The sequence below is a fragment of the Streptomyces sp. CA-243310 genome (assembly GCF_050936775.1).
Classification (GTDB): Bacteria; Actinomycetota; Actinomycetes; order Streptomycetales; family Streptomycetaceae; genus Streptomyces.
Window position 1 is genome coordinate 2030994 of the sequence record NZ_JBNJMF010000001.1, and the last position, 25282, is coordinate 2056275.

Sequence of the window (25282 nt, forward strand, 5' to 3'; positions counted from 1 at the left end):
GCAGCCGTCACGATGACCTTCCACCCGCGGCCGGAGGCCGGCGAGGCCAGGCCTTGGGCCTTCCCGGCCCCCGAGCGCGGTGCGCTCGCCAACGGGCTGACCCTGCTGCGCTGCCACCGTCCGGGGCAGCAGGTCGTCGCCGTCGAGATCAACCTCGCCGCGCCGCTCGACGCGGAGCCCGAGGGGCTGGACGGGGTGGCCACCATCATGGCCCGCGCCCTGTCCGAGGGCACCGACAAGCACTCCGCCGAGGAGTTCGCGGCCGAGCTGGAGCGCTGCGGGGCGACCCTCGACGCGCACGCCGACCACCCGGGCCTGCGGGTCTCGCTGGAGGTTCCCGCCTCCCGCCTGGCGAAGGCGCTCGGCCTGCTCGCCGAGGCGCTGCGCGCCCCGGCCTTCGCCGACAGCGAGGTCGACCGGCTGGTGCGCAACCGTCTCGACGAGATCCCGCACGAGTCGGCCAACCCGCAGCGCCGCGCCGCCAAGCAGCTCTCCAAGGAGCTGTTCCCGGCCGACCTGCGGATCTCCCGGCCCCGCCAGGGCACCGAGGAGACGGTCGCCCGCATCGACTCCGGTGCCGTACGCGCCTTCTACGAGGCCCACGTGCGCCCCGCGACCGCCACCGCGGTGGTCGTGGGCGACCTGACCGGGATCGACCTGGACGCCATCCTGGCGGACACCCTGGGCGCCTGGACCGGCAATTCCGCCGATCCGCTCCCGGTGCCCCCGGTGACGGCCGACGACACGGGTCGCGTGGTCATCGTGGACCGCCCCGGAGCGGTCCAGACGCAGCTCCTCATCGGCCGGATCGGCGCGGACCGGCACGACCGCGTCTGGGCGGCCCAGGTGCTCGGCACGTACTGCCTCGGCGGTACCCTCACCTCCCGCCTCGACAAGGTGTTGCGCGAGGAGAAGGGGTACACGTACGGCGTGCGCGCCTTCGGGCAGGTGCTGCGTTCCACCGCCGACGGCAAGGGCGCGTCCATGCTGGCCATCAGCGGCTCGGTGGACACCCCGAACACCGGCCCGGCGCTGGACGACCTCTGGACGGTGCTGCGCACCCTCGCGGAGGGCGGTCTGACCGATGCCGAACGGGACGTGGCGGTACAGAACTTGGTGGGGGTGGCGCCGCTGAAGTTCGAGACGGCCGCCTCGGTCGCGGGCACCCTCGCGGACCAGGTGGAGCAGGAGCTGCCGGACGACTACCAGGCCCGGTTGTACGCCCAACTGGCCGCGACGGGAACGGTGGAGGCGACTTCGGCCGTGGTGAACGCCTTCCCGGTGGATCGGCTGGTCACGATCCTCGTGGGCGACGCGTCGCAGATCGCCGAGCCCGTGCGGGCGCTGGGGATCGGCGAAGTGAGCGTCGTCGGCAACTGACCTGAAATCAAAGGGGCTCAGGCGACTTGTCGCCTGAGCCCCTTTTGTCCATTTAGTGGTGAGGTTGCTTGTATGTGGTGTGGCGTAGGTAACAAAAGAGCGCACGTGTTTGGTGATTGCCTGATGATCCGCCTAGCGTCGGCCGTGCTGTTCGTCAGTTGTGCCCGCCGCACCCGCGGCACCGGACAGCAATCGCCGAGTCCCCGTCAGGCGCGAGCCTGGGGAGCCGGGGACCCACATGTGTCCCTGGGGTGAATCGGACCGCCTCGCAAGAGGGGGCCCGTAGGAGACCTTCCTGCTCCGAACCCGTCAGCTAACCCGGTAGGCGAGAAGGAAGGAAAGGATCAACCTCTTCATGGCGTTTGGCAGCAGTCGTGTCGCCGGTAAGCACCGTGGTTCCAGCCGTTTGAGCCGCAAGACCGCCGGTTACGCCGGTATAGCCGCCCTCGCCACCACCGGCGTCGTGGGCACGCTGGCCGGCCCCGCGTTCGCCGCGGGCGAGCCCGCCGCCTCCACGGTGGAGGACACCGGCCTCAACGCCGTCGTCGTCGCCGAGGACCTGCAGGGCGAGATCGAGACCCAGGCCGAGTCCCAGCAGCGCGCCGCCGACATCACCGCCGCGAAGGCCCAGGCCGAGGCCGACGCCAAGCAGCGCGCCGCCGAGTCCAAGCGCCTCGCCGAGGCCAAGGCGAAGGCCGAGCGCGAGGCCGCCGAGCGTGCGGCCCGCGAGGCCGAGCGCAAGCGCCTCAACACCTTCGTCGCTCCCGTCGACGGCTCCTACGTCAGCACGCAGTACCACGCGGGCGGCGGCATGTGGTCCTCCGGCAGCCACACGGGCATCGACTTCCACGCGGCGTCCGGCACCTCGGTCCACGCCGTGGGCGCCGGCACGATCGTCGAGGCCGGCTACGGCGGCGCGTACGGCAACAACGTCGTCATCAAGCACAACGACGGCACGTACACCCAGTACGGGCACATGTCCTCGCTGGACGTCTCCGTCGGCCAGCAGGTCACCCCGGGCCAGCAGATCGGCCTGTCGGGCTCCACGGGCAACTCCAGCGGCCCGCACCTGCACTTCGAGGCCCGCACCGGCTCGCAGTACGGCTCGGACATCGACCCGATCGCGTACCTGCGCTCGCACGACGTCAACGTGTGATCGCTTCGCACCTCTTCGCTGAAGGCCCCGGCTCATCGAGCCGGGGCCTTTCGCGTTGGCGGGAAATGTTTCACATCAGGGGCCGTCCTCGGAAATTATCGTGTGTTGCAATAGAGTCGCGGCACGGTCACGAAATCAAGCGGAGGTCCGGTCTTGCGAATTCCTGCGCACGCGGTATGCACAGCAATCCGCGACGACATCATCTCCGGCGTCTTCGGGCCCGGCGGGCGCCTCACCGAGGAAGTGCTGGCCCGTCGCTACGGAGTTTCCCGCGTCCCGGTCCGCGAGGCCCTGCGCACCCTGGAGTCGGAGGGCTTCGTCACCACCCGCCGACATGCCGGAGCCTGTGTGGCCGAGCCGACCGAGCAGGAGGCCTCGGACCTCCTGGAGCTGCGGATGCTGTTGGAGCCCCTCGCCGCCTCCCGGGCGGCCCGCCGACGCACCGAGGCGCATCTGAAGGTGCTGCGCGGACTGGTCAGGCTGGGCCAGGAACGGGCCAGGAGGGGCCAGGGGGAGGATCTGCGGTCCCTGGGGGGCTGGTTCCACGAGACGCTGTCCCAGGCGTCGGCGAGCCCCGGGCTGATCGCCCTGCTGACGCAGACGCGCCACAAGATCGCCTGGATGTTCTCGGTGGAGGCCCCGACGCGCCCCGTGGACTCCTGGGCCGAGCACGGAGCGATCGTGGACGCGGTGGCGCGCGGCGACGCCGAGCGGGCCCGGTCCCTCACGGCCCTGCACGCCGAGCGCGCGGCCGCGGCGCACCGGCGGCGCGTGAGGACTTCGCAACCTGCCGTAAACATGGCGAGTGGCCCGCATTAACAAGGCCCGTATACAAAGGACGGATATGCGGAGGGTTTCGGCGCCCCGGAATCACCCGCCCGATTCCGGCCGGCCCGATTTCGCCCCGCTCTTTTCGGCGGGCGGATTCCGAGCCGGAATTTCCGGCGTGCGGTAAAGGCCGCCCCGACGTCCCGCGCCGTGTCGCATTCGCGCCGGCGCATTCCCGAAGCCATGCGGCGCATTCCTGAAACGACGAAGCCGCGGCCCCCGACGCACCGGGGCCGCGGCCTCGCCGCGCGTGTGTGACCCGAAGGGTCGGGACCGTCTCGGGTCAGACGGTCTCGGGGAGCTCGTCGAGACCCTCGGCGACAAGCTTCGCGAGGCGGTCCAGCGCGACGTCGGCGCCCTCGGCCTCGGACGCGAGGACGATCTCCTCGCCGCCCTGGGCGCCCAGGCCCAGAACCGCCAGCATGGAAGCGGCGTTGACGGGGTCGCCGCCGGCCTTCGCGATGGTCACCGGGACGCCGGAAGCGGTCGTCGCCCGGACGAAGATCGAGGCGGGACGAGCGTGCAGGCCCTCGGCCCAGCCGACGTTGACGCGGCGCTCTGCCATGGTGATGCCCTTCAGGTGCTAGCGGTTGTCTAGACCAGTCTCTCACGGCACCCGGAATGCTCGAACCGGCCTTCGGCCCGGATCCACCGCCGTTGGACCCTCCCCAGCTTGCACTGATTTGCCCCCCTGTGCCGCACGCGCCGCGCGCGCACCGTTCGGTTGGCCCGCCCCTTAAGGTGTGGCCATGACCACCGAGTCGGACCCCTCGTACCCGGCCCACTGGGAAGCGGACGTCGTGCTGCGCGACGGCGGCACCGCCCGGATCCGGCCCATCACCGCCGAGGACGCGGGCCGCCTGGTCAGCTTCTACGAACAGGTCTCCGACGAGTCGAAGTACTACCGGTTCTTCGCCCCGTACCCCCGCCTGTCCGACCGCGACGTCCACCGCTTCACCCATCACGACCACGTGGACCGCGTCGGCCTCGCGGCGACCATCGGCGGCGAGTTCATCGCCACCGTCCGCTTCGACCGCATCGGCCCCGACGGCCGGCCCGCCTCCGCGCCCGCCGACGAGGCCGAGGTCGCCTTCCTCGTCCAGGACGCGCACCAGGGCCGCGGAGTCGCCTCCGCCCTCCTCGAACACATCGGCGCGGTGGCCCGGGAGCGCGGCATCCGCCGGTTCGCCGCCGAGGTCCTGCCCGCCAACAGCAAGATGATCAAAGTGTTCACGGACGTCGGGTACCAGCAGAAGCGCAGCTTCGAGGACGGCGCCGTCCGTCTCACCCTCGACCTCGAACCCACCGCCGAGTCCCTCGCCGTGCAGCGGGCCCGCGAACAGCGCGCCGAGGCCCGCTCCGTCCAGCGGCTCCTGGCCCCCGGCTCCGTGGCGGTGATCGGAGTCAGCCGCTCCGGCGGAGGCGTGGGCGCCGCGGCGCTGCGCAACCTTCGGGACACCGGCTTCCACGGCCACCTGTACGCGGTCAACGAGGCGGCCTCCGCCGACCTGCTCGACGGCGTACGCGCCTTCCGCACCGTCGCCGACATCGGCGCCCCGGTCGACCTCGCGGTCGTCGCCGTCCCGGCGGACCGGGTCCCGGACGCGGTCCGCGCGTGCGGAGAGCACGGAGTGCAGGGGCTGGTGGTGCTGTCCGCCGGATACGGCGAGAGCGGCCCGGCCGGGCTGCAACGGCAGCGCGAGCTGGTGCGCCAGGTCCGCTCGTACGGGATGCGGCTGATCGGCCCGAACGCGTTCGGGGTCATCAACACCGCTGCGGACGTGGAGCTGAACGCCTCGCTGGCCCCCACCCCGGCGTCCGCGCGCGGCCGGATCGGCCTGTTCACCCAGTCCGGCGCGATCGGCATCGCCCTGCTCTCGGGGCTGCTGCGGCGCGGCGAGGGGTTGTCCTCGTTCGTCTCGGCCGGCAACAGGGCCGACGTCTCCGGCAACGACATCCTCCAGTACTGGTACGACGACGACTCCACCGACGTGGCCCTGATGTACCTGGAGACCCTGGGCAACCCCCGCAAGTTCACCCGCCTCGCCCGACGCACGGCCGCCGTCAAGCCCGTGGTCGTGGCCCGGGGCGGCCGGCACACCCCGGCCGGACACGTGGTCCCCGGCACCCGGCTGCCCGAGTCCACCGTCTCCGAACTGCTCAGGCAGGCGGGCGTCATCCGGGTCGACACGGTCACGGAACTGGTCGACGTCGGGCTGCTGCTGGCCGGTCAGCCGCTGCCCGCCGGCCCGAGGGTGGCGATCCTCGGGAACTCCGAATCGCTGGGCGTGCTCACCTACGACGCCTGCCTGACCCGGGGGCTGCGGCCCCTGCCACCACTGGACCTGACCACCGCCGCCACGCCGCAGGACTTCCGTACCGCCCTCGCCGACGCCCTGGCCTCGCCGGACTGCGACGCGGTCGTCGTGACGGCGATCCCCTGGGTGGGGGAGAACGCGCCGGCCGACGACCTGGCGAGCGCCCTGCGCGACGCCGTCGCCGAGCACCCGGGCAAGCCGGTCGCGGTGGTGCACGTGGAGCTGGGCGCGCTGGCCGAGGCCCTCTCGACGGCCGCCGGAACCGTCGCGCCCCGCCCCGCGAACGCGATCACGCCGACCGCCCCGGCGGCCACCACCCCCCCGTCCCCGACAGCCCCGGCCCCGACCAGCCCGGTCGCGGGCATCCCCCTCACGCCGCCCCCGCCGCCGGGCGCCCCGCGGCAGGCCGACACCCCTGCGACGGCCCACCCCGCCACTCGACCCGGCACCGCCGGCGAAGGGCGGATCCCGGCCTACCCCGCCGCCGAGCGGGCCGTCCGCGCCGTCGCCGAAGCCGTGCGATACGCGCAGTGGCGGCGGTCCCTCGCCGACGCCGGCCAGGTGCCCGAGTACGAGGACATCGACGAGGCCGGAGCCGCCACGCAGCTCGCCGCCCTGCTCGCCGGCCCCGCGGACTCCGCGATCACCCTCGACGAGGCGGACGCGATCACGCTCCTCGCCCGGTACGGGATCCGGGTGCTGCCCACCCTGCCCGCGCCCGACGCCGGCGCCGCCGTACGGGCCGCCCGCACGCTCGGCTACCCGGTGGCCCTGAAGACCACCGCCCCGCACCTGCGCCACCGCGCCGATCTGGGAGGCGTACGCCTGGCCCTGACGGCCGAGGCGGAGCTGCGGCGCGCCTACGACGAACTCACCGAGGCCCTCGGCAAGCCGGCCGAGCTGCTCCCGGTCGTCCAGGCGATGGTGCCCCGCGGCGTCGACACCGTCGTGCGCAGCGTCATCGACCCCACCGCGGGCGCCGTCCTCTCCTTCGGTCTCGCCGGTGTCCCCTCCGAACTGCTCGGTGACACCGCCCACCGGCTCGTCCCGGCCACCGACCGGGACGCCGCCGCCCTGCTCCGGTCCATCCGCGCCGCGCCCCTCCTCTTCGGCTGGCGCGGCAGCGACCCCGTGGACACGCCCGCCCTGGAGGAGCTGCTGCTGCGCCTGTCCCGACTGGTCCACGACCACCCCGAGGTGATCGGGGTGTCCCTGGAACCCGTCGTCGTCGCCACCGAGGGACTCTCCGTGCTGAGCGCCACCGTCCGCGTGGCCCGCCCGCCCGTCCGCACCGACCTCGGACCGCGCACCCTCCCCAGCTACTAGGACCGGTCCGGCGCGGTCCGGCCGCCCCGGACGGGCCTTAGGATGGACCTCATGGCGAAATCCGGTACGACGACCCAGGGGCTGCGCGCGGCGATCGAGCGCAGCGGCTACTACCCGACCCTCGTGGCCGAGGCCGTGGAGGCCGCGGTGGGCGGCGAGCCGATCTCGTCGTACCTGGTCCACCAGGAGACGACCTTCGACTCCAACGAGGTGCGCCGGCACGTCACGGTCCTGGTCCTCACCGGCAACCGCTTCATCGTGAGCCACACCGACGAGCAGGCCGCCGACGCCGGGTCGCCGTCCCCGTACGCGACGACCTCCACCGAGTCGGTCAAGCTCGGCAGCATCTCCTCGGTGGTGCTCAGCCGCGTCGTCGCCAACCCCGAGTCGTACACCGCCGGCACCCTGCCGCGCGAGGTCGTGCTGACCATCGGCTGGGGCGCGGTCTCGCGCATCGACCTGGAGCCCGCCGCCTGCGGCGACCCGAACTGCGACTCCGACCACGGCTACACCGGCAACTCCACCGCCGACGACCTCAGCCTGCGGGTCAGCGAGGCCGGCGACGGCCCGGAGACGGTCCGCCAGACCCTGGTCTTCGCCCAGGCCCTGTCCGAGGCCACCGCGGCCTCGCCCGCCGCCGGCCGCTGATGTTCTCCTCCGTACCCGCGAACTGGGACGAGCCCGAGCCGCTGGACCTCGCCGGCGCCCCCGTTCCGCACTACGGCACCGGTTCGCTCGCCGACCTGCTGCCGACCCTGGCGGCCGGACAGGGCGTTCCCGGCCTCGCCGCCGGGATCGCCGAACTGACCCCGGCCGACCGGAACTGCGTCTTCCTGGTCGACGGCATGGGCTGGGAGCAGATCAAGGCCCACCCGCAGGAGGCCCCGTACCTGGCCTCCCTGCTCGCCGGTTCGCGCGGCGGCACCGGTCGCCCGATCACCTCGGGCTTCCCGGCGACCACCGCCACCTCGCTGGCCTCCGTCGGCACGGGACTGCCGCCGGCCCGACACGGCCTGCCCGGCTACGCCGTGCGCAACCCGGCCTCCGGCGAACTGATGAACCAGCTCCGCTGGCAGCCGTGGACCCAGCCGAAGACCTGGCAGCCGTACCCCACCGTCTTCCAGCTCGCGGACGCCGCCGGCGTGCACACCGCGCAGGTGTCCGCGCCGGGCTTCCAGACCACCCCGCTCACCAAGATCGCGCTGAGCGGCGGCACCTTCCACGGCCGGATGACCGGCGAGGAGCGGATGGATCTCGCGGCCATCCAACTCGCCGCCGGTGAACGCTCGCTCGTGTACACGTACTACAGCGAACTCGACGGAGCCGGTCACCGGCACGGCGTCGACTCCGACGTGTGGCGCGGTCAACTCATGTACGTCGACCGACTGGTGCAGCGACTGGCGGAGCAACTGCCGCCCCGCACCGCCCTGTACGTGACCGCCGACCACGGCATGGTGGACGTGCCCTTCGACGAGGACTCGCGGATCGACTTCGACGAGGACTGGGAACTGGGCGCGGGCGTGGCCCTGCTGGGCGGCGAGGGACGGGCCCGACACGTCTACGCGGTACCGGGAGCCGAGGCCGACGTGCTCACCGTGTGGCGCGAGGTGCTCGGGGACCGCTTCTGGATCGCGAGCCGCGAAGAGGCCCTGGAACTCGGCTGGTTCGGCGCCCCGGGAGAGTGCGACGAGCGTGTGCTGAGGCGGATCGGCGACGTCGTCGCCGCCGCCCACGCCGACGTCGCGATCACCGCGTCCCGCAAGGAGCCCAACGAGTCGGCGCTCGTCGGCATGCACGGCTCCATGACCGCGGCCGAGCAACTGGTCCCCCTCCTCGAAATCCGCACCTGACCCACGCGCCGCCCCACCGTCACCGCCCACCCCTGTGCCCCGAACCGAAAGGTCCCGTACTTCCCATGCCCGAGCTGGTGTTCTTCTCCGGAACGATGGACTGCGGAAAGAGCACACTGGCGCTCCAGATCGGGCACAACCGCTCCGCCCGGGGGCTGCAAGGCGTGATCTTCACCCGCGACGACCGGGCGGGCGAGGGCAAGCTGTCCTCGCGGCTGGGTCTGGTGACGGAGGCGGTCGAGGCCGGCGAGGGCATGGACCTGTACGCGTACCTGGTCGCCCAGCTGTCCCAGGGCGGCCGGGCGGACTACGTGATCGTGGACGAGGCCCAGTTCCTGGCCCCCGAACAGATCGACCAGCTCGCCCGCATCGTGGACGACCTCGACATGGACGTCTTCGCCTTCGGCATCACCACCGACTTCCGCACCAGGCTCTTCCCCGGCTCGCAGCGCCTCATCGAGCTGGCCGACCGGATCGAGCAGCTCCAGGTCGAGGCCCTGTGCTGGTGCGGCGCCCGCGCCACCCACAACGCCCGCACGGTGGGGGGCGTGATGGTCGTGGAGGGCGAACAGGTCGTGGTCGGCGACGTGAACCGCCCGGCCGAGGAGATCGGCTACGAGGTCCTCTGCCGCCGCCACCACCGCCGCCACATGACCTCCGCCGCGGCCCACGCGGGCGCCCTCTCCCCGGACGTCCTCCCCGTCAACCACGGCTGAGCGGCCCGCGTCGCGGGTGCCACCGCGGGCGCGACGAGGGGTCAGTTCCGGGAGTGGACCAGGGTGAAGACCGCCCCCTCCGGGTCCGCGACGGTGGCCAGTCGGCCGTTGAAGCCCTCGCGGGGCGGTTCGACGACGCGGCCGCCGAGGTCGATCACCCGGGCCGTGGCCGCGTCGGTGTCCTCGACCTCGAAGTACGTCATCCAGTGCGGCCCCCGGTCGTGCGGCAGCGAGCGGCCCACCCCGTGCACGGCGGCGACCGGGTGGCCGTCCAGGCGCAGGGTCAGGTAGTCGAAGTCGTCCGTCGTGTCCGGGTGTTGGCGGGCCTCGTGGCCGAAGACGTGCTCGTAGAACTTGCCGACGGCCGTGGTGTCCTGCGTGACCAACTCGTTCCAGACCGGGGTGCCGGGGGAGCCGTGCAGCGCGGTGCCGAGGTGACTGCCCGCCTGCCAGATGCCGAAGATGGCGCCGAGCGGGTCGGAGCAGATCGCCACCCGGCCCGCGACGCCGGCGTCCAGCGGGCCCACCGCGACCGTGCCCCCGCAGGCACGGATCGCCTCGGCCGTGGCGTCGGCGTCGTCCGTGGCGAGGTACGTGGTCCAGGCGACCGGGAGGTCCCGGTCCGGGGGCATCTCGCCGACGCCGGCCACCTCCCGGCCGTCGAGCACCGCTCTGACGTAGGGGCCCAACTGCTCCGGGCCCGGTTGGTAGTCCCAGCCGAAGAGGTCGGCGTAGAACTCCTCGGTGGGGCCGAGGCCGTGCACCATCAGGCTCACCCAGCACGGTGTACCGGGCTCACGCCTGGTTGCCTTCGCTGCCTCGGTCATGTCAGCCGTCTCCTCAGTCGTGGTCCTGTCCTCGAAGTGATGCTTCCACTCCGAGGGGTTCGGCGCGCCTCGACCGGGCCGCGTTTCCCGGGAGCGGAGGAGAGATGACCGAATCAATGCGGCCCGTCGCGGCGCGTTGATGTCCGGCTTGTTACACGGGGTGCCGGGGTGGGGAGGAAGATGTGCCCCATGACTGCGATCCTCTCGGCTTCCGAACTGATGAGCGAAATGACCGGAAGCGCCCCACCGGTGCTCCTGGACGTCCGCTGGCAACTGGGCGGACCCGACCAGCGGCCCGCGTACGAGGCGGGGCACCTGCCCGGTGCCGTGTACGTGGACCTGGACCACGAACTGGCAGGTCCCGTGAGCGCGACGGGACTTGGCGGGCGGCATCCGCTTCCGGACCCCGAGGCGTTCGGCGCGGTGATGCGCCGGGCCGGGGTCCGCGCCGGCGTGCCGGTGGTCGCGTACGACGGCGGACAGGGCTGGGCCGCGGCCCGGGCGTGGTGGCTGCTGCGCTGGACGGGGCACACGGACGTTCGGGTCCTGGACGGGGGTCCGAAGGCCTGGACGGCGGCCGGGGGCGCGATGACGACCGTCACACCCACCCCCACCGAGGGTGATTTCAAGCCAAACCCGGGCGCGCTGGAGGTCCTCGACGCGGACGGGGCGGCCGCACTGGCCCGTTCGGGTGTCCTCCTGGACGCCCGGGCGGGGGAGCGATACCGGGGTGAGGTCGAGCCGATCGACCGGGTCGGCGGCCATGTGCCGGGCGCGGTGTCCGCTCCGACCTCGGAGAACGTGGACGCGGACGGACGATTCCTGCCGGCGGCGTCCCTGCGCGCACGGTTCGAGGCGCTCGGCGCCGCAGGCCGGGCCCCGGTCGCGGTCTACTGCGGCTCGGGGGTCTCCGGCGCGCACGAGGTGCTGGCCCTGGACGTCGCGGGCATCGCGTCCGCGCTGTACGCGGGCAGCTGGTCGGACTGGTCCTCGGACCCGGCCCGCCCGGTCGCCACGGGCCCGACGCCGTAGAGCGGGACACACGGAAGGTCGGGGGCGCCGCGCATGCCGCGCCCCCGACCTTCTCGTGCGGGTGTTCCCGCTATTCCTGCTTCTTGCGTCGGGTGCCGAAGACGATCTCGTCCCAGCTCGGCACCGCGGCGCGCCGGCCCGGGCGCACCCCGTCCGCCTCGGCCTGCCGGTCGGTGGTGCCGGTCAACCGGTCGCGGTGACCCGCCACGGTGCGCGGCATCAGGACGTCGGCGTACGCGCTGCCGGCTCCCGCGGAGGCCGCCGGCGCCTCCTCGACGACCTCCGGTTCCTCGGCCGGCAGGTCGACGCGTTCCGGAACCACCATGTCGCCGCGGAAGCTGGGCACGGCTTCCAGCAGGCTGGTCAAGGTGTCCCGCTCCTCCTCCGGTTCCGGCGGCGGGGCGGGGCGTTCCATCTGGCGGTCGAGCGCGCGGTCGAGCGGTCGGTCGCGGGGCAGGCGCGCGATCCTCGGGACGAACGGGAAGCTCGGCTCGGGTGCCGCGGGCAGATCGTCCGATTCGCCGATCAGGGAGCGGGCCTCGTCGTCCACGGCCACGACGAGTCGGCGGGGCGGGTCGTACGTCCAGCTCGCCGAGTGCGGTTCGCTCGCGACCCGGTAGACCAGCAGGACCTCCCAGGTGCCGTCGTCGCGGCGCCAGGAGTCCCATTGCACGGACTCCTTGTCGGCCCCGCGCAGCGTCAGCCGTTCCTGCACGGCCTCGCCGAGCTGGGGGCCGGTGTTCTCGCCGGGGCGGCGCACGGGAGTCTTGCGGGCGCGTTCCGCCATGAACGCGCGCTCCGCGAGCACGGGGCCCTCGAACCGGCGTACCCGGTCGACGGGGATGCCCGCGAGTTGAGCGACCTCCTCCGCGGAGGCGCCGGCTCGTATGCGGGCCTGGATGTCGCGAGGGCGGAGGTGGCTCTCCACCTCGATCTCGATCTGGTTCAGGCGCGCACGGTCGTTGCGTACGGCAGCCCGGAGACGCTCGTCGATCGGAAGCGTGTACTCCGTGCTGTCCGCAGCCTTGAGCACCAGTCGTGTGCCGTCATTGGAGACGGCCACGACACGCAGTTCGGGCATGGGGACCTCCCGGGTGGTGCCTGCCGACGTCACGTGCGTCGCTGCTTCCGCTAGTCGAGTGTGGCCTGCCCGGGTGCAGCCTGCCACAACCTTGCCGAGTTAAACCGGCGTGTCGGGCATGCGCCCTTGATCGCCGTTATGGCACGGTTACCTGTTGGGTACGCACAGTGACCGAACGATTACTGTGCGCAGCAGGAACCCGTGCAACACCGCGGCATCGCCGGTCTCGAGTGCCGTTTCTCCATCGTCCGGCCCCCTCTCCCGAGTCCGGACATCCGAAAGGAAGGACGGCCCCAGGGCTCGCCACAGTACTCCATTCGGGCCACGCAGGTGGACCGCCGCGCCGCCGAACTTGTCTCGGGCGGCGGGAGTTGAGCTGCCCTGAATGCGGTCGGTATCCGGCGGGACCTGCGCCCCGGTCGGTTTGAGGGTGTCTTGCTTCACAGAATCCCCCGAAATGGAACTTTCCGTTTCGCTCAGGTGTCAGTAACTGCTGGAAGAGGAGAAGCGCGAGAGGCAGGGCACGCAGGGGATGGCGATGGGTCAGAAGACGACGCGGGACACGGTGGACCCGGTACCGGAGAAGAAGAAACTCGATCTGAGCGTGGCGCAGATCGCGGGCACCTCCACCGCCACCGTCGCGGCGGCCCTGCTCGCCTCACAGATGGGGGTCTACGGCACGATCCTCGGAGCCGGCGTGGTGAGCGTGGTCGCCACCGCGGGAGGGCCCGTCGTCCAGCACCTGTTCCGACGTACCGGCGATCAGTTGCGCGAGACCGCCCGCCCCAAGGCCCGTCAGGTGCCCGTGGTGCACAAGGACCAGGCTGCGGACGGCTCGCTGCTGCCGGGTGCGGCGCTGCCCTCCGAGGAGTTCGGCGACGCGACCGTGCACGGCACCCGGGTGCGGGGCTGGAAGCGAACGGCCGTCGCCTCCGGAGCCGCCTTCGCCATCGCGCTCGGCGGACTCGGCACCTACGAGGCGATTGCCGGCACCTCCGTCAGCCAGGGTGGCGGCACCATCCTGTCCGGGGGCACCCGCAAGGCCGCCGACCACAAGCCGAGCGTGCCGCGCGAGGACCCCGGTCGGGGCGCCGACGACGGCGACGGAGGCAAGGGCGGGCAGGACGGCGGGCGCGGCGAGAGCCCGGGGACCGGGAAGGGTTCCCCGGACCCCTCGACCTCCCCCGGCGACGAAAGCCCGGGACCGGACCCGACGCCCTCCCGTTCCGGGGAGTCGAGCCCGGACCCGACGCCGCCGAAGCCCGATCCGACACCGACGCCCACTCCCACCCCGACCCCGACTCCGGGGAAGTCGACCGGTGGTTCGGGGTCCGGTTCCGGATCGGGTTCCGGTGGGACAAGCACCGGTACCGGGCCCGCGCCGAACCCCTCCTGAACCGGGGTCAGCTCCCGAGCACGCGCCGCAGGTAGTCGTTGCCGAACAGCCGGTCGGGGTCCAGCCGGTCCCGCAGCGCCGTGAACTCGCCGAAGCGCGGGTACACCCCGGCGAGGTACTCCGCGTCCCGCGTGTGCACCTTGCCCCAGTGCGGCCGGCCGCCGTGCGCGGTGAAGATGCGCTCCGCCGCGGTGAAGTAGGCCTGGTACGGGGTGCCCTTGTACATGTGGACCGCCACGTAGGCCGTCTCCCGGCCCGACGCCGTGGACAGGGTGACGTCGTCGGCCGGCGCGGTGCGGACCTCCACGGGGAAGCTGACGCGCAGCTCGGATCCGTCGACCATCGCCTTCAGCTCGCGCAGCGCCCCGACGACGTGCTCACGGGGGAGCGCGTACTCCATCTCCACGAACCGGACCCGGCGCGGGCTGGTGAACACCTTGTACGGGATGTCCGTGTAGGTGCGCGCCGACAGGGCGCGGCTGGCGATCCGCGCGATGCCGGGGACGGCCGCCGGGACGGCGCGCCCCAGCGAGTTGACGGCCTGGAAGACGCCGTTGGACAACAGTTCGTCCTCCACCCATGCGCTCACCGCCCCGGGCGGGGCGGCCGGGCCCTGGCTGCGGTTGTTCCGCTTGGTGTTGCAGTTGCCGGTGTGCGGGAACCAGTAGAACTCGAAGTGCTCGTTCTCCGCGAAGTGCTCGTCGAACTCGGCCGTCACCCGGTCGAAGGGCATCGGCTCCTCACGGGCGGTCAGGAAGAAGATCGGCTCCACGGCGAGGGTGACCGAGGTGAGGATGCCGAGCGCGCCGATGCCGAGTCGGGCCGCCGCGAAGACCTCCGGGTTCTCCTTCTCCGAGCACGCCAGCAGTCGGCCGTCGGCCGTGACCAGCTCCAACCCGCGGATCTGCGCGGAGAGGGAGGCGGAGTCGCGGCCGGTGCCGTGGGTGCCGGTGCTGGTGGCGCCGGAGACCGTCTGCTCCATGATGTCGCCCATGTTGGTGAGCGACAGGCCCTCTCCGGCCAGGGCCTGGTTGAGGTCCTTGAGGACCGTGCCCGCCGCCACCGTGACGGTCCCGGCCGCGCGGTCCACGGACCGGACGCCGGCCAGGGACTGCGGACGGATCAGCACGCCGTCGGTGGCGGCGGCCGCCGTGAAGGAGTGGCCGGTGCCGACGGCCTTCACCTTCAGCCCGTCCTCGGCGGCCCGACGGACCGCCTCCTGAAGCTCCCCGACCGAGGTCGGGGTCACCACGCGGGCGGGGGTGGCACTGACGTTCCCCGCCCAGTTACGCCACGTGGCCGGCGTCCTCGCCGCCCCGGCGTACCCGTTCTGCCCTGCTGTCGCCGTCCCCATCGGTGCCTGGCTCCTCCCCTTGCGCCGGCCTCGTCAGCCGGCGGAATCCCGCGAACGCCACCGCGGCCGCGGTCACCCCCGCCGAGAGCGAGACGACGTACCCGGTCCGCGCACCGGCCGCGTCGACGACCCAGCCGGCCACGGAGGACCCGATCGCGATGCCGACCGCGAGGCCGGTGCTGATCCAGGTCATGCCCTCGGTCAGCTTCGCGTGAGGTACGTGCGCCTCGATCAGGGCCATCGTGGTGATCATCGTGGGAGCGATGGCGAGGCCCGAGACGAAGAGCGCCACGGCCAGAAACGGAAGGTTCCCGGCCAGTAGGAGGGGGATCATACTCACGGCCATCGCACTGATGCCCAGCATCCACCGAGGTTCGGCCTTGCCCTTGAAGTGCAGCAGGCCGAAGACGATGCCCGCGAGGCAGGATCCGAAGGCCCAGATCGCCAGGAACACCCCGCCGAGGGACTTGTTGCCGTGCTCCTCGGCGAAGGCCAGCGTCGCCACGTCCACGGACCCGAAGATCGCGCCGGTGGCCGCGAAGGTGGCGACCAGGACCTGGAGACCGGGGGAGCGCAGCGCCGAGGACCGGTCCGACTGGGGGTGACGGGGATGGGGCTCGGGCTCGGTGGCGGTGAGCGCGGTCAGCCACCACACACCCGTGAGCAGGCAGACGAGCGCGACCACCGGGCCGGCCTCCGGGAACCAGCTCGCGGACAGGGTCGCGGCGAGCGGCGGACCGACGATGAAGCACAGCTCGTCGAGGATCGACTCGAACGAGTAGGCGGTGTGCAGTTGCGGGGTGTCCCGGAAGAGCGCCGTCCAGCGCGCGCGCACCATCGAGCCGACGCTGGGCACGCAGCCCGCGACGACGGCGAAGACGAAGAGGGTCCAGCGGGGCCATTCGTTCGCCGCCGAGAGCAGCAGACCCGTCACGGCCCCCGCCGCGACGAGCGTCGCCGGGCGCAGCACCCGCCGTTGTCCGTGCTGGTCCACCAGTCGGGACACCTGGGGGCCCACGGCGGCGGCCGAGAGCGCGATGGTCGCCGTGATCCCGCCCGCGAGGGCGTAGCTGCCGCCGAGCTCGGTGATCATCGTCAGCACGCCGATGCCGACCATGGACAGGGGCATCCGACCGATGAGGCCGGCGGCCGTGAACCCCTTGGTGCCGGGGGTCGCGAAGATCGCGCGGTAGGGACTGGGCACGTTGCGCTCCGTAAGGGACGTCTGTGGCCCCCACTGGTCACGGTCGCCGACAAGGCGCCCGCATGGGGAAAATCCAGACAGGAAGTTAGGGTGACCTTACCTTTGATCTTCGGTCTCGGGCGCGCCGGGTCCGTTTCCCGGCCCGGCCCGGCGGGTGGCAGGATTCGAGCATGTCCGACCAGCTCCGCGCCTGCGCCCCCCGAGCGGCAGAGGGCCTCGCCGCCCCCTACGACGCCCTCCTGTTGCTCTCCTTCGGCGGCCCCGAGGGCCCCGACGACGTCGTTCCGTTCCTGGAGAACGTGACGCGGGGGCGCGGCATCCCGCGCGAGCGGCTCAAGGAGGTCGGGCAGCACTACTTCGGCTTCGGCGGGGTCAGCCCCATCAACGGGCAGAACCGCGCGTTGCTGGACGCGCTGCGCAAGGACTTCGCGGAGCACGGGCTCGACCTGCCGGTCTACTGGGGCAACCGGAACTGGGCCCCGTACCTCACCGACGTGCTGCGCGAGATGGCCGCCGACGGTCGCCGCCGGATCGCGGTGCTCGCGACCAGTGCGTACGCCTCGTACTCCGGCTGCCGGCAGTACCGGGAGAACCTCGCCGACGCCCTGGCGCAGTTGGCCGAGGAGGGGGTGGAGGAGCTGCCGCGCGTGGACAAGCTGCGGCACTGCTTCAACCACCCGGGATTCGTGCAGCCGATGATCGACGGCGTGCTCGCCTCCCTGGCCGAGCTGCCGCGGGACGTGCGGGCCGGGGCGCGCCTGGTGTTCACCACACACTCGATCCCGACCGCCTCGGCGGACACCTCCGGCCCGGTGGAGGGGCACGGCGAGGGCGGTGCGTACGTCCGCCAGCACCTGGACGTGGCCACCGTGATCGCGGACGCCGTCCGCGCCGAGACGGGCACCGAACTGCCCTGGGACCTCGTCTACCAGTCGCGCAGCGGCGCCCCGCACATCCCGTGGTTGGAGCCCGACATCTGCGACCACCTGGAGGCCCTGCGCGCGAAGGACACCCCGGCGGTCGTGATGGTGCCGATCGGGTTCGTCTCGGACCACATGGAGGTCCTCTACGACCTCGACACGGAGGCCACGGCCAAGGCCGCCGAACTGGGCCTGCCGATCGCCCGCTCGGCGACGGTCGGCGCCGACCCGCGGTTCGCGGCGGCGGTACGGGACCTGCTGCTGGAGCGCGCCGCGGCCGAGCGCGGCGTGCCGGTCGAACGGTGCGCGCTGGGGCTGCTCGGCCCGAGTCATGATCGGTGCGCGGTGGGCTGCTGCCCGGCGCGCGCCCCGCGGCCGGCCGCCGCCGGAGCGGACAGTCCGTACGCCTGACCGACCCCAGGGAGTGGCACCACCATGATTTCCGCGGAACTGAAGGCCGAGCTGCTCGACGTGGGTCTGGAGGCGGCCCGCCGGGCGGGTGAACTGCTGCGCGACGGGCGACCGGCCGACCTCGCGGTGGCCGCGACCAAGTCCAGCCCGATCGACGTGGTGACCGAGATGGACATCGCGGCGGAGAAGCTGATCACCGAGATCCTCGGACGGCGGCGTTCCGAGGACGGGCTGCTGGGCGAGGAGGGCGCGGACACCCCCGGGACCAGCGGCGTGCGCTGGGTCGTGGACCCGCTCGACGGCACCGTCAACTACCTGTACGGGCTGCCGAGCTGGTCCGTGTCGGTCGCCGCCGAGTACCGGGGCGAGACCGTGGTCGGGGTCGTGGCGGCCCCGATGCGCGGGGAGACGTTCCACGCGGTGCTCGACGGCGGGGCGTGGCTGGGCGACGCCCGCCTCGCGTGCCGGCCGGCGGCGCCGCTGGACCAGGCGCTGATCGCGACCGGATTCGCGTACGTGCAGGCGCGGCGGGCGCACCAGGCCGAGGTCGCCCGGCGGATCATCCCGCTGGTCCGGGACATCCGGCGGGGCGGCTCGGCGGCCGTAGACCTGTGCGATGTGGCCGCCGGACGGCTGGACGGGTACTGGGAGCGGGGGCTGAACCCCTGGGACCTTGCGGCGGGCGAGCTGATCGCGCGCGAGGCGGGGGCGCTGACCGGAGGCCGCCCGGGGCGGCCCGCCTCGGGCGAACTGGCGCTGGCGGCCACCCCGGCCGTGTTCGCCTCGCTGCAACCGCTGCTGGACGAGGCGCAGGCCTGGCGCGACTGAGGTCCCTCCGTGGGCCCGCTCCGGCGGCCGGGCCCACGGAAAGACCCCGGGCGCCCTGTGGGCGGCCGGGGTCGGGGTCCGGGGCGGGGTGGGATCAGGCGGCCGTGACGGAGATGCCGCGTTCCACGGGTACGCCGTGTTCGGCGGCCAGGCGCTGGAGGTCCTCCAACTCCGCCTGTTCCACATCCGCGAGGTGGTCGTCGCCCGTCTCACGGGCCTTGCTGAGGTCGGACTGGGTGGCCTCGATGCGCTGCAGAAGGCCTGCGGTGAATGCGTCCATGGTGGGTGCGCCCCCTCTTCATGGGTCGGCGACGGGTGGCACGTGGCAGTCCGCCGTCAGGGAGTGGTCGGGGTGTGCAGTCGTCCTCCCCGGCACCTCGGGCCCAGAAACCTCGCGGGGCCGGGGAATCCCCACTTCCACCCGGGGGAAGGCGGCCGAGCGGCGCCTTACAGCCGGTTTACCGCCGAAACGTGCAGGATGGTCGACGCAACACAGGTGTGCCCGTCTGGGCTCGAAGGAAGGAAACGACGTGCGCGTACTCGTCGTCGAGGACGAGCAGCTGCTCGCCGATGCGGTGGCCACCGGCCTGCGCCGGGAGGCCATGGCCGTGGACGTCGTGTACGACGGCGCCGCGGCCCTTGAGCGCGTCGGAGTGAACGACTACGACGTGGTGGTGCTCGACCGGGACCTCCCGCTCGTGCACGGCGACGACGTCTGCCGCAAGATCGTCGAGCTGGGCATGCCCACCCGCGTCCTGATGCTCACCGCCTCCGGCGACGTGAGCGACCGGGTCGAGGGGCTGGAGCTCGGGGCGGACGACTACCTGCCCAAGCCCTTCGCCTTCACCGAGCTCACCGCGCGGGTGCGGGCCCTGGGGCGGCGTACGACCGTGGCCCTGCCGCCCGTGCTGGAGCGGGCCGGCATCAAGCTGGACCCGAACCGCCGCGAAGTCTTCCGCGAGGGCAAGGAGGTGCAGCTGGCGCCGAAGGAGTTCGCGGTGCTGGAGGTCCTCATGCGCAGCGAGGGCACGGTGGTCTCCGCCGAGCAGCTGCTGGAGAAGGCCTGGGACGAGAACACCGACCCCTTCACCAACGTGGTCCGGGTGACCGTCATGACCCTGCGGCGCAAGCTCGGCGAGCCGCCCGTGATCGTCACCGTGCCGGGCTCCGGATACCGGATCTGACGGGCATGGCAGCGACACCGGCGCCGGCCGCGGCGCCACCGAAGCCCACCTGGGACCCCGGCCAGCCCGAGGGTCCCTTCCCTTGGCTGCGGCCGACGATCCGGATACGGCTCACCCTGCTGTACGGCGGGATGTTCCTGATCGCCGGCATCCTGCTGCTGTCGATCATCTACCTGCTGGCGGCGCAGGCGCTGCGCGAGGGCAACGGCGCGCCCTTCAAGATCGTGGACGGTACCGACGTCACGGTCATCAGCAACACCTGCCCCGGGGTGGCCGGCAAGGGCCAGCCGCTCGACCAGTTCAACGCCGCCATCAACGCCTGCGTCCTGGAACAGCGCAGGCACGCCCTGGACGACCTGCTCAGCCGGTCGCTGATGGCCCTGTTGGGCCTCAGCATCATCGCCTTCGCCTTCGGCTACGCGATGGCCGGCCGGGTGCTCTCGCCGCTCGGGAAGATCACCCGTACCGCCCGTCGGGTGGTCGGCTCCGACCTGACCCGGCGGATCGAGCTGGACGGGCCGGACGACGAGCTGAAGGAGCTGGCCGACACCTTCGACGAGATGCTCGACCGGCTGGAGCGGGCCTTCACGGCCCAGCAGCGGTTCGTGGCCAACGCCTCGCACGAGCTGCGGACGCCGCTCGCGATCAACAGGACGCTCCTGGAGGTGCACCTCTCCGATCCGGGGGCCCCGGTGGAGCTCCAGCAGCTCGGCAAGACGCTGCTCGCCACCAACGAGCGCAGCGAGCAGCTCGTCGAAGGCCTGCTCCTGCTGGCCCGCAGCGACAACCAGATAATCGAACGCAAGCCCGTGGACCTGGCCGAGGTCGCCTCGCGGGCCATCGACCAGGCGCGCGGCGAGGCGGGCGCCAAGGGCGTGGAGATCCGCGGCGAACGCGCCCTGGCGGTCGTCCAGGGCAACGGCGTGCTGCTGGAGCGGATCGCCCTCAACCTGGTGCAGAACGGCGTCCGCTACAACGTCGCGGAGGGTGGCTGGGTGGAGGTCACCACCGAGGTCCAGCACGGTCACGCGGTGCTGCTCGTATCGAACACGGGTCCCGTTGTTCCCGCGTACGAGGTGGAGAACCTCTTCGAGCCCTTCAGGCGGCTGCGTACCGAACGAACGGGCAGTGACAAGGGTGTGGGGCTCGGTCTCTCGATCGCGCGCTCCGTGGCCCGCGCACACGGCGGCCGCATCCAGGCGACGCCCCGCGAGGGCGGTGGCCTCGTGATGCGTGTCACGTTGCCCTTGTGACCTGCGGTCCCGCGTGTTCGCTGTTGGCTGAATGGACCAACGGTCGCGGCCAGGGGATCTGTGTGATCGATCACATTGTCGAGTGTCGGGTCATGTGCGTTCAGTGACCCCGAGAAGGCCGGAAAGCCCGGGACGTCCGGGTTTCCGGCCCCCATGATGGCGGGAAATACACGGGGTGGCGTTTGTGCAAGACGGCCCCCGGACCGTGTACGGTCCCGGTCGTCATCCCAGCCAAATGCGCCTTCGGGCGTGCGGCTGGGTGTCGATTGAGTAACAGACCTTGATGTGAGGCAAAATCTCCGCCTCAGGTCGGGCACAAGTCCGGCCTCTCGCGCGTTACGTGCGCTGAGACACCGCTAAATCCCAGAGGGGGAGAGCGAACAATGGCAACGGACTACGACACCCCACGCAAGACCGACGACGACGTTGACAACGACAGCATCGAAGAGCTGAAGGCCCGGCGCAACGAGAAGTCGTCGTCGAACGTCGATGTGGACGACTTCGACGCGGCCGAAGGCATGGAGCTTCCCGGTGCGGACCTCTCCAATGAGGAGCTGGCCGTACGGGTCCTGCCCAAGCAGGCCGACGAGTTCACCTGCATGAGCTGCTTCCTGGTGCACCACCGCAGCCAGCTGGCACGTGAGAAGAACGGTCAGCCGATCTGTCGCGACTGCGACTGAGAGGCGTCGGCCGTGACAGGCTCGACGCCATTTCGGAAGCGACGCTTCCGGAAGTCTGGTGATCCGGCGGAGACGCAGGTGGGAACCACGGACCCGGCAACGGGCCCTGGAGCCCCCGGCGTACCCGCCGTGCCCTCCGACACCGCCGCGGCGGTGCCGTCGGCCACAGCGGCCGACGAGGAGTCCCGGGAGTGGTTCGGGGCTCGTCGGGTGCAAGCCGTCAAGAACGGTGTGCGCAAGGGCGGCGAAGGTGCGAAGGCCGCCGCCCTGTACATCACCGACCGAATCATCGAGAACGCACCGCGCGTTCCGGTTCGGGACCTCGCGACCCTGCGCGCGCAGTTCCCGGACCTCGACCCCGATCGGCTCGCCGACAAACTGATCACCGGCGCCGCGAACGCCACGTCCGCCGTCGGCGCGGGCATCGGCGCGGCGGCGATGCTTCCGGTGCCGCCCGCGATGCCGGCCGAGATGGCCGCGGAGATCACCGGGGTCGCGCTGATCGAGCTGAAGCTCCTCGCCGAACTCCACGAGGTCTACGGACTCCGGGCGCCGGGCAACCTCGGAGAACGCAGCTTCGCGTACCTGACGTCGTGGACGGAGGAACGCGGAGTCGACCTGACCAAGCCGACGACGCTGAACGCGGCGCTCGGCGGTCAGATGAAGCGCGAACTGCGCCAACAGATCATGAAGCGGATGTTCCGCAACCTGCCCAACCTCATGCCGTTCATGGTGGGCGCCGCCGTCGGCGCCGTCATGAACCGTCGGGACACCCGGAAACTGGCCGAGAAGGTGCGTGCGGACCTGCGGACCCGCGCCGTGGCCTGGGACGCACTCCCGCACTTGCCGCCCCTTGAGCGGCCCACCCAGCCCCTCCCCGAGGCCGCCAGGAGGGCCATCGAGGGCCCGGACGCGCAGGGACGGGGCTGACGACCGCCCCCGGGGCGCCGCGCCCGACCCCCCGGACTCAGCCGGCCGCCGGCGCGGCGGGGCTGTTCTTCGCCGCGCGAAGCGCCGCGACCAGGGCCTGCGGCTCACGGGTGGAGACGTACACGTAGGGAGTCGGGTCGGCCGGATCGGTGATCTCGACGCGGACCGCCGTCTGCACGTAGCTGCGCATCAGCATGAAGGCGCGGGTGTCGGCCTTGTACGTGCGCCAGGCGCGCGCCTCCTCCGCCTCCAGGATCTCGGGCTCGCCCAGCGCCGTCACCGGGATCCTCGCGTCACCCACCGCCAGCGCACCGTTCACCACGCGCACGCGCGCGGAGCCGTACGAACTCACCACCATCCCCGCCAGCGCACTGCCCCCGACCAGACCGAGCAGCATCGGCAGCGTGCCCAGCGGCAACAGCATCAGCGCGCACGCGATGCCGAGGAGCACGGCGATGCCCCACCAGGCGCGGGGAGCGGTCAGGCGTTCGTCGTGGTGCGCGGGGGAGGGCTGCATGGGTCCAAGCCTGCCACGAGGCGACCGCCGAACCGCCGCGCGGGTAAGGTCAGCGGCTGTGAGTGGACGAAACACAGCCTTGACGCCGCCGGCCGATGCCACGGCGCCGGTCCGGCACCCCGATGCCCCGGGCCCCGGCGAACTCCTCGGCGCGCACTACGAGCACTGTTTCGGCTGCGGCGAGGGGCAACCCCACGGGCTCCACCTGGAGGCACGGGCGGGCGAGGGCGTGCGCGTCACCGCCGAGTTCACCGTCAAGCAGGCACACCAGGGCGCCCCCGGTCTCGCCCACGGAGGCGTGCTCGCCACCGCCCTCGACGAGACGCTCGGCTCGCTGAACTGGCTGCTGCGCGTCATCGCGGTGACCGGCCGGCTGGAGACCGACTACGTACGGCCCGTTCCCGTGGACACCGTGCTGTACCTGGAGGCGGAGGTGACCGCCGTGGCCGGGCGGAAGATCTACTGCTCCGCGGTCGGCCGAATAGGCGGTCCCGAGGGGCCGGTCGCCGTACGCGCCGACGCCCTCTTCATAGAGGTGAAGGTCGACCACTTCATCGACAACGGACGGCCCGAGGAGATCCGGGCGGCGATGGCCGACCCGGACCAGGTCAGGCGCGCACGCGCCTTCGAGGTGAACCCCTGATGTCTCAGAACAACCACGACGCCCGCCGGGGCGTCGACGTGCTGATCCGCCGCGTCGACCCCGAGGTGCCCCTGCCGGCCTACGGTCACCCCGGTGACGCGGGCTGCGACCTGGTCACCACGGAGGCCGCCGAGCTCGCGCCCGGCGAGCGGATCGTGCTGCCCACGGGCATCTCCATCGCCCTGCCCGACGGGTACGCCGCCTTCGTGCACCCGCGCTCGGGCCTGGCCGCCCGTTGCGGCCTCGCGCTGGTGAATGCCCCAGGGACGGTGGATGCCGGGTACCGTGGGGAAATCAAGGTGATCGTGGTCAATCTCGACCCGCGCGAGAGCGTCAGGTTCGAGCGTTTCGACCGCATTGCCCAGCTGGTTGTCCAGCGGGTCGAGAAGGTGCGCTTCCACGAGGTGGCGGAACTTCCCGGCTCGGCCCGGGCCGAGGGGGGTTTCGGCTCCACCGGCGGTCATGCGGCCGTGGCCGGATCCGAGGCTGGTCAGCAGGGTGGGAATGGCTACGCTTCGGTCGTAACCGACCGGGAAGGACAGTGACGTGTTCGGACGTCGCAAGAAGAACGACTCCGTCAGGGACGGCGGCGCGGCCGAGCAGGTCGTCGACGGCGCACGCGCCGATGAGCGGGACGACGCCGAGGCGCTCGACGACGACGCCAAGCCGCGTCGGATGAACCTGCCGCCGGCCCCCAGGCCGGACGGCCCCTGGGACGTTTCCGAGGTGATCGGCAATCCGGAGGACGGCCGTGTCGACCTCGGGGGCATCCTCGTACCCGGTGTCGAGGGCATGGAGCTGCGCGTCGAGGTCGCCGGTGACGCGATCGTGGCCGCGACCGTGGTCCTCGGCGACAGCGCCGTGCAGCTGCAGGCCTTCGCGGCGCCCAAGAAGGAAGGCATCTGGGGCGAGGTCCGCGACGAGATCGCCACGGGCATCACCCAACAGGGCGGCATCATCGACGAGGTCCAGGGCCCGCTGGGCTGGGAGCTGCGCGCGCAGGTCCCCGTGCCGCTGCCCGACGGCCAGACCGGCGCCCAGCTCGTGCGCTTCGTCGGCGTCGACGGTCCCCGTTGGTTCCTGCGCGGTGTCATCTCCGGCCAGGGCGCGGTGCGCCCGGATTCGGCCGGCGTGCTGGAGCAGATCTTCCGGGACACCGTCGTCCTCCGCGGCGACGGCCCCATGGCCCCCCGCGACCCCATCGTCCTGAAGCTGCCGAACGACGCCCAGATGGTGCCGGACGGCGTGCAGACGACCGAGGAGCCCGAGGGCTCCCGCTTCGGCGGCGGCATGGGCCAGCTGGAACGCGGTCCGGAGATCACCGAGGTCCGCTGACCTCGCTCGACGGTCGATACCGGTCGGTGGGCCGCACCCTCGCGGGGGTGCGGCCCACCGCCGTTCCCGGCGGACGCGTCAGGGATCCGTCAGGGATGCTCCCATCGCCGTAC

The 25282-nt window shown here is 72.2% G+C and carries 25 protein-coding genes and 1 riboswitch; of the genes, 18 read left to right on the forward strand and 7 right to left on the reverse strand.

From position 1 onward, the window contains the following. The first annotated feature begins 12 nt into the window (after nt 1-12). The 3 genes from ACQEVM_RS09375 to ACQEVM_RS09385 all read left to right on the forward strand — a co-directional run bounded on the left by ACQEVM_RS09375 (nt 13) and on the right by ACQEVM_RS09385 (nt 3355). Complete coding sequence (locus ACQEVM_RS09375) at nt 13-1380, forward strand: M16 family metallopeptidase (RefSeq protein WP_433079903.1); 1368 nt, start codon at nt 13-15, stop codon at nt 1378-1380. Nucleotides 1381-1563: 183 nt separating this feature from the next. Further along, nucleotides 1564-1722, forward strand: a riboswitch (cyclic di-AMP (ydaO/yuaA leader). A 13-nt stretch (nt 1723-1735) separates the two neighbouring features. Continuing rightward, complete coding sequence (locus ACQEVM_RS09380; RefSeq protein WP_433076819.1) at nt 1736-2536, forward strand: M23 family metallopeptidase; 801 nt, start codon at nt 1736-1738, stop codon at nt 2534-2536. 153 nt (nt 2537-2689) lie between these two features. Further along, nucleotides 2690-3355 carry a GntR family transcriptional regulator gene (locus tag ACQEVM_RS09385; RefSeq protein ID WP_433076821.1) on the forward strand — a complete coding sequence of 222 codons (666 nt, stop codon included), beginning with the start codon at nt 2690-2692 and terminating at the stop codon, nt 3353-3355. A gap of 292 nt (nt 3356-3647) precedes the next feature. Here the strand turns inward: ACQEVM_RS09385 and ACQEVM_RS09390 are convergent, their stop codons facing one another. Further along, complete coding sequence (locus tag ACQEVM_RS09390; protein ID WP_053676283.1) at nt 3648-3929, reverse strand: HPr family phosphocarrier protein; 282 nt, start codon at nt 3927-3929, stop codon at nt 3648-3650. Between the two features lie 184 nt (nt 3930-4113). Between ACQEVM_RS09390 and ACQEVM_RS09395 the strand changes: the two genes are divergently transcribed. From ACQEVM_RS09395 to ACQEVM_RS09410, 4 genes are all read left to right on the forward strand, one after another. Then, complete coding sequence (locus ACQEVM_RS09395) at nt 4114-7008, forward strand: GNAT family N-acetyltransferase (RefSeq protein WP_433076823.1); 2895 nt, start codon at nt 4114-4116, stop codon at nt 7006-7008. Between the two features lie 51 nt (nt 7009-7059). Further along, nucleotides 7060-7656 (forward strand): DUF5998 family protein, encoded by a 597-nt coding sequence (locus tag ACQEVM_RS09400; protein ID WP_053676318.1) that lies wholly within the window; start codon nt 7060-7062, stop codon nt 7654-7656. Next, nucleotides 7656-8858 carry an alkaline phosphatase family protein gene (locus ACQEVM_RS09405; RefSeq protein ID WP_433076825.1) on the forward strand — a complete coding sequence of 401 codons (1203 nt, stop codon included), beginning with the start codon at nt 7656-7658 and terminating at the stop codon, nt 8856-8858. The genes ACQEVM_RS09400 and ACQEVM_RS09405 overlap by 1 nt, the downstream gene beginning before the upstream one ends. A 65-nt stretch (nt 8859-8923) precedes the next feature. Further along, nucleotides 8924-9574 carry a thymidine kinase gene (locus tag ACQEVM_RS09410; protein WP_433076827.1) on the forward strand — a complete coding sequence of 217 codons (651 nt, stop codon included), beginning with the start codon at nt 8924-8926 and terminating at the stop codon, nt 9572-9574. A gap of 41 nt (nt 9575-9615) precedes the next feature. On the opposite strand, the gene ACQEVM_RS09415 is transcribed toward ACQEVM_RS09410, so the two are convergent. Continuing rightward, nucleotides 9616-10401: a VOC family protein gene (locus ACQEVM_RS09415; protein WP_433076829.1), complete on the reverse strand. Its 786-nt coding sequence runs from the start codon at nt 10399-10401 to the stop codon at nt 9616-9618. A gap of 189 nt (nt 10402-10590) precedes the next feature. On the opposite strand from ACQEVM_RS09415, the gene ACQEVM_RS09420 reads away from it, so the two are divergent. Continuing rightward, entirely contained in the window at nt 10591-11433 is an 843-nt protein-coding gene (locus ACQEVM_RS09420; RefSeq protein WP_433076831.1) for a sulfurtransferase, read from the forward strand. A gap of 70 nt (nt 11434-11503) precedes the next feature. Here ACQEVM_RS09420 and sepH read toward each other — a convergent pair whose 3' ends face one another. After that, entirely contained in the window at nt 11504-12514 is a 1011-nt protein-coding gene (sepH, locus tag ACQEVM_RS09425) for a septation protein SepH (RefSeq protein ID WP_433076833.1), read from the reverse strand. A gap of 538 nt (nt 12515-13052) precedes the next feature. On the opposite strand from sepH, the gene ACQEVM_RS09430 reads away from it, so the two are divergent. Next, complete coding sequence (locus tag ACQEVM_RS09430; protein WP_433076835.1) at nt 13053-13910, forward strand: hypothetical protein; 858 nt, start codon at nt 13053-13055, stop codon at nt 13908-13910. A gap of 7 nt (nt 13911-13917) precedes the next feature. On the opposite strand, the gene ACQEVM_RS09435 is transcribed toward ACQEVM_RS09430, so the two are convergent. Both ACQEVM_RS09435 and ACQEVM_RS09440 read right to left on the reverse strand, forming a co-directional pair. After that, a complete protein-coding gene (locus ACQEVM_RS09435; RefSeq protein WP_433076837.1) occupies nt 13918-15264 on the reverse strand; it encodes a D-arabinono-1,4-lactone oxidase in 1347 nt (448 codons plus the stop codon). Continuing rightward, nucleotides 15197-16468: an MFS transporter gene (locus ACQEVM_RS09440; protein ID WP_433076839.1), complete on the reverse strand. Its 1272-nt coding sequence runs from the start codon at nt 16466-16468 to the stop codon at nt 15197-15199. The genes ACQEVM_RS09435 and ACQEVM_RS09440 overlap by 68 nt, the downstream gene beginning before the upstream one ends. 170 nt (nt 16469-16638) lie before the next feature. Between ACQEVM_RS09440 and ACQEVM_RS09445 the strand changes: the two genes are divergently transcribed. Both ACQEVM_RS09445 and ACQEVM_RS09450 read left to right on the forward strand, forming a co-directional pair. Then, a complete protein-coding gene (locus tag ACQEVM_RS09445) occupies nt 16639-17799 on the forward strand; it encodes a ferrochelatase (protein WP_433076841.1) in 1161 nt (386 codons plus the stop codon). Nucleotides 17800-17823: 24 nt separating this feature from the next. Beyond that, nucleotides 17824-18627, forward strand: coding sequence for an inositol monophosphatase family protein (locus tag ACQEVM_RS09450; protein WP_433076843.1), 804 nt, complete (start codon nt 17824-17826; stop codon nt 18625-18627). Nucleotides 18628-18721: 94 nt separating this feature from the next. Here the strand turns inward: ACQEVM_RS09450 and ACQEVM_RS09455 are convergent, their stop codons facing one another. After that, nucleotides 18722-18907 carry a hypothetical protein gene (locus ACQEVM_RS09455; protein ID WP_433076845.1) on the reverse strand — a complete coding sequence of 62 codons (186 nt, stop codon included), beginning with the start codon at nt 18905-18907 and terminating at the stop codon, nt 18722-18724. A 250-nt stretch (nt 18908-19157) separates the two neighbouring features. On the opposite strand from ACQEVM_RS09455, the gene ACQEVM_RS09460 reads away from it, so the two are divergent. From ACQEVM_RS09460 to ACQEVM_RS09475, 4 genes are all read left to right on the forward strand, one after another. Then, nucleotides 19158-19811: a response regulator transcription factor gene (locus ACQEVM_RS09460; RefSeq protein ID WP_030008767.1), complete on the forward strand. Its 654-nt coding sequence runs from the start codon at nt 19158-19160 to the stop codon at nt 19809-19811. A gap of 5 nt (nt 19812-19816) precedes the next feature. Continuing rightward, nucleotides 19817-21064 (forward strand): sensor histidine kinase, encoded by a 1248-nt coding sequence (locus ACQEVM_RS09465; RefSeq protein WP_433076848.1) that lies wholly within the window; start codon nt 19817-19819, stop codon nt 21062-21064. A 383-nt stretch (nt 21065-21447) separates the two neighbouring features. Further along, a complete protein-coding gene (locus tag ACQEVM_RS09470) occupies nt 21448-21744 on the forward strand; it encodes a DUF4193 domain-containing protein (protein ID WP_053676268.1) in 297 nt (98 codons plus the stop codon). 12 nt (nt 21745-21756) lie between these two features. Continuing rightward, a complete protein-coding gene (locus ACQEVM_RS09475; protein WP_433076851.1) occupies nt 21757-22674 on the forward strand; it encodes a hypothetical protein in 918 nt (305 codons plus the stop codon). A 37-nt stretch (nt 22675-22711) separates the two neighbouring features. Here ACQEVM_RS09475 and ACQEVM_RS09480 read toward each other — a convergent pair whose 3' ends face one another. Continuing rightward, nucleotides 22712-23191 (reverse strand): DUF3093 domain-containing protein, encoded by a 480-nt coding sequence (locus ACQEVM_RS09480; RefSeq protein ID WP_433076853.1) that lies wholly within the window; start codon nt 23189-23191, stop codon nt 22712-22714. Nucleotides 23192-23249: 58 nt separating this feature from the next. Here ACQEVM_RS09480 and ACQEVM_RS09485 point away from each other — a divergent pair, with 58 nt between their 5' ends. Genes ACQEVM_RS09485 through ACQEVM_RS09495 form a run of 3 tightly spaced genes read left to right on the forward strand, consistent with a single transcriptional unit; the run spans nt 23250 to nt 25169 of the window. Beyond that, complete coding sequence (locus ACQEVM_RS09485; RefSeq protein WP_267828290.1) at nt 23250-23834, forward strand: PaaI family thioesterase; 585 nt, start codon at nt 23250-23252, stop codon at nt 23832-23834. Then, nucleotides 23834-24379: a dUTP diphosphatase gene (gene dut / locus ACQEVM_RS09490; RefSeq protein ID WP_433076855.1), complete on the forward strand. Its 546-nt coding sequence runs from the start codon at nt 23834-23836 to the stop codon at nt 24377-24379. Before ACQEVM_RS09485 ends, dut begins: the two co-directional genes overlap by 1 nt. 1 nt (nt 24380) lies before the next feature. Then, complete coding sequence (locus tag ACQEVM_RS09495) at nt 24381-25169, forward strand: DUF3710 domain-containing protein (RefSeq protein ID WP_053676263.1); 789 nt, start codon at nt 24381-24383, stop codon at nt 25167-25169. Nucleotides 25170-25282: the final 113 nt, after the last annotated feature.

Coding starts and splice junctions, on each gene's coding strand:
- ACQEVM_RS09405 (WP_433076825.1), top strand. CDS start 7,656: ATGTTCTCCTCCGTACCCGCGAACTGGGACGAGCCCGAGCCGCTGGAC.
- ACQEVM_RS09465 (WP_433076848.1), top strand. CDS start 19,817: ATGGCAGCGACACCGGCGCCGGCCGCGGCGCCACCGAAGCCCACCTGG.
- ACQEVM_RS09375 (WP_433079903.1), top strand. CDS start 13: ATGACCTTCCACCCGCGGCCGGAGGCCGGCGAGGCCAGGCCTTGGGCC.
- ACQEVM_RS09395 (WP_433076823.1), top strand. CDS start 4,114: ATGACCACCGAGTCGGACCCCTCGTACCCGGCCCACTGGGAAGCGGAC.
- ACQEVM_RS09470 (WP_053676268.1), top strand. CDS start 21,448: ATGGCAACGGACTACGACACCCCACGCAAGACCGACGACGACGTTGAC.
- ACQEVM_RS09390 (WP_053676283.1), bottom strand. CDS start 3,929: ATGGCAGAGCGCCGCGTCAACGTCGGCTGGGCCGAGGGCCTGCACGCT.
- ACQEVM_RS09455 (WP_433076845.1), bottom strand. CDS start 18,907: ATGGACGCATTCACCGCAGGCCTTCTGCAGCGCATCGAGGCCACCCAG.
- dut (WP_433076855.1), top strand. CDS start 23,834: ATGTCTCAGAACAACCACGACGCCCGCCGGGGCGTCGACGTGCTGATC.
- ACQEVM_RS09410 (WP_433076827.1), top strand. CDS start 8,924: ATGCCCGAGCTGGTGTTCTTCTCCGGAACGATGGACTGCGGAAAGAGC.
- ACQEVM_RS09380 (WP_433076819.1), top strand. CDS start 1,736: ATGGCGTTTGGCAGCAGTCGTGTCGCCGGTAAGCACCGTGGTTCCAGC.
- ACQEVM_RS09450 (WP_433076843.1), top strand. CDS start 17,824: ATGATTTCCGCGGAACTGAAGGCCGAGCTGCTCGACGTGGGTCTGGAG.
- ACQEVM_RS09430 (WP_433076835.1), top strand. CDS start 13,053: ATGGGTCAGAAGACGACGCGGGACACGGTGGACCCGGTACCGGAGAAG.
- ACQEVM_RS09420 (WP_433076831.1), top strand. CDS start 10,591: ATGACTGCGATCCTCTCGGCTTCCGAACTGATGAGCGAAATGACCGGA.
- ACQEVM_RS09415 (WP_433076829.1), bottom strand. CDS start 10,401: ATGACCGAGGCAGCGAAGGCAACCAGGCGTGAGCCCGGTACACCGTGC.
- sepH (WP_433076833.1), bottom strand. CDS start 12,514: ATGCCCGAACTGCGTGTCGTGGCCGTCTCCAATGACGGCACACGACTG.
- ACQEVM_RS09445 (WP_433076841.1), top strand. CDS start 16,639: ATGTCCGACCAGCTCCGCGCCTGCGCCCCCCGAGCGGCAGAGGGCCTC.
- ACQEVM_RS09480 (WP_433076853.1), bottom strand. CDS start 23,191: ATGCAGCCCTCCCCCGCGCACCACGACGAACGCCTGACCGCTCCCCGC.
- ACQEVM_RS09435 (WP_433076837.1), bottom strand. CDS start 15,264: ATGGGGACGGCGACAGCAGGGCAGAACGGGTACGCCGGGGCGGCGAGG.
- ACQEVM_RS09400 (WP_053676318.1), top strand. CDS start 7,060: ATGGCGAAATCCGGTACGACGACCCAGGGGCTGCGCGCGGCGATCGAG.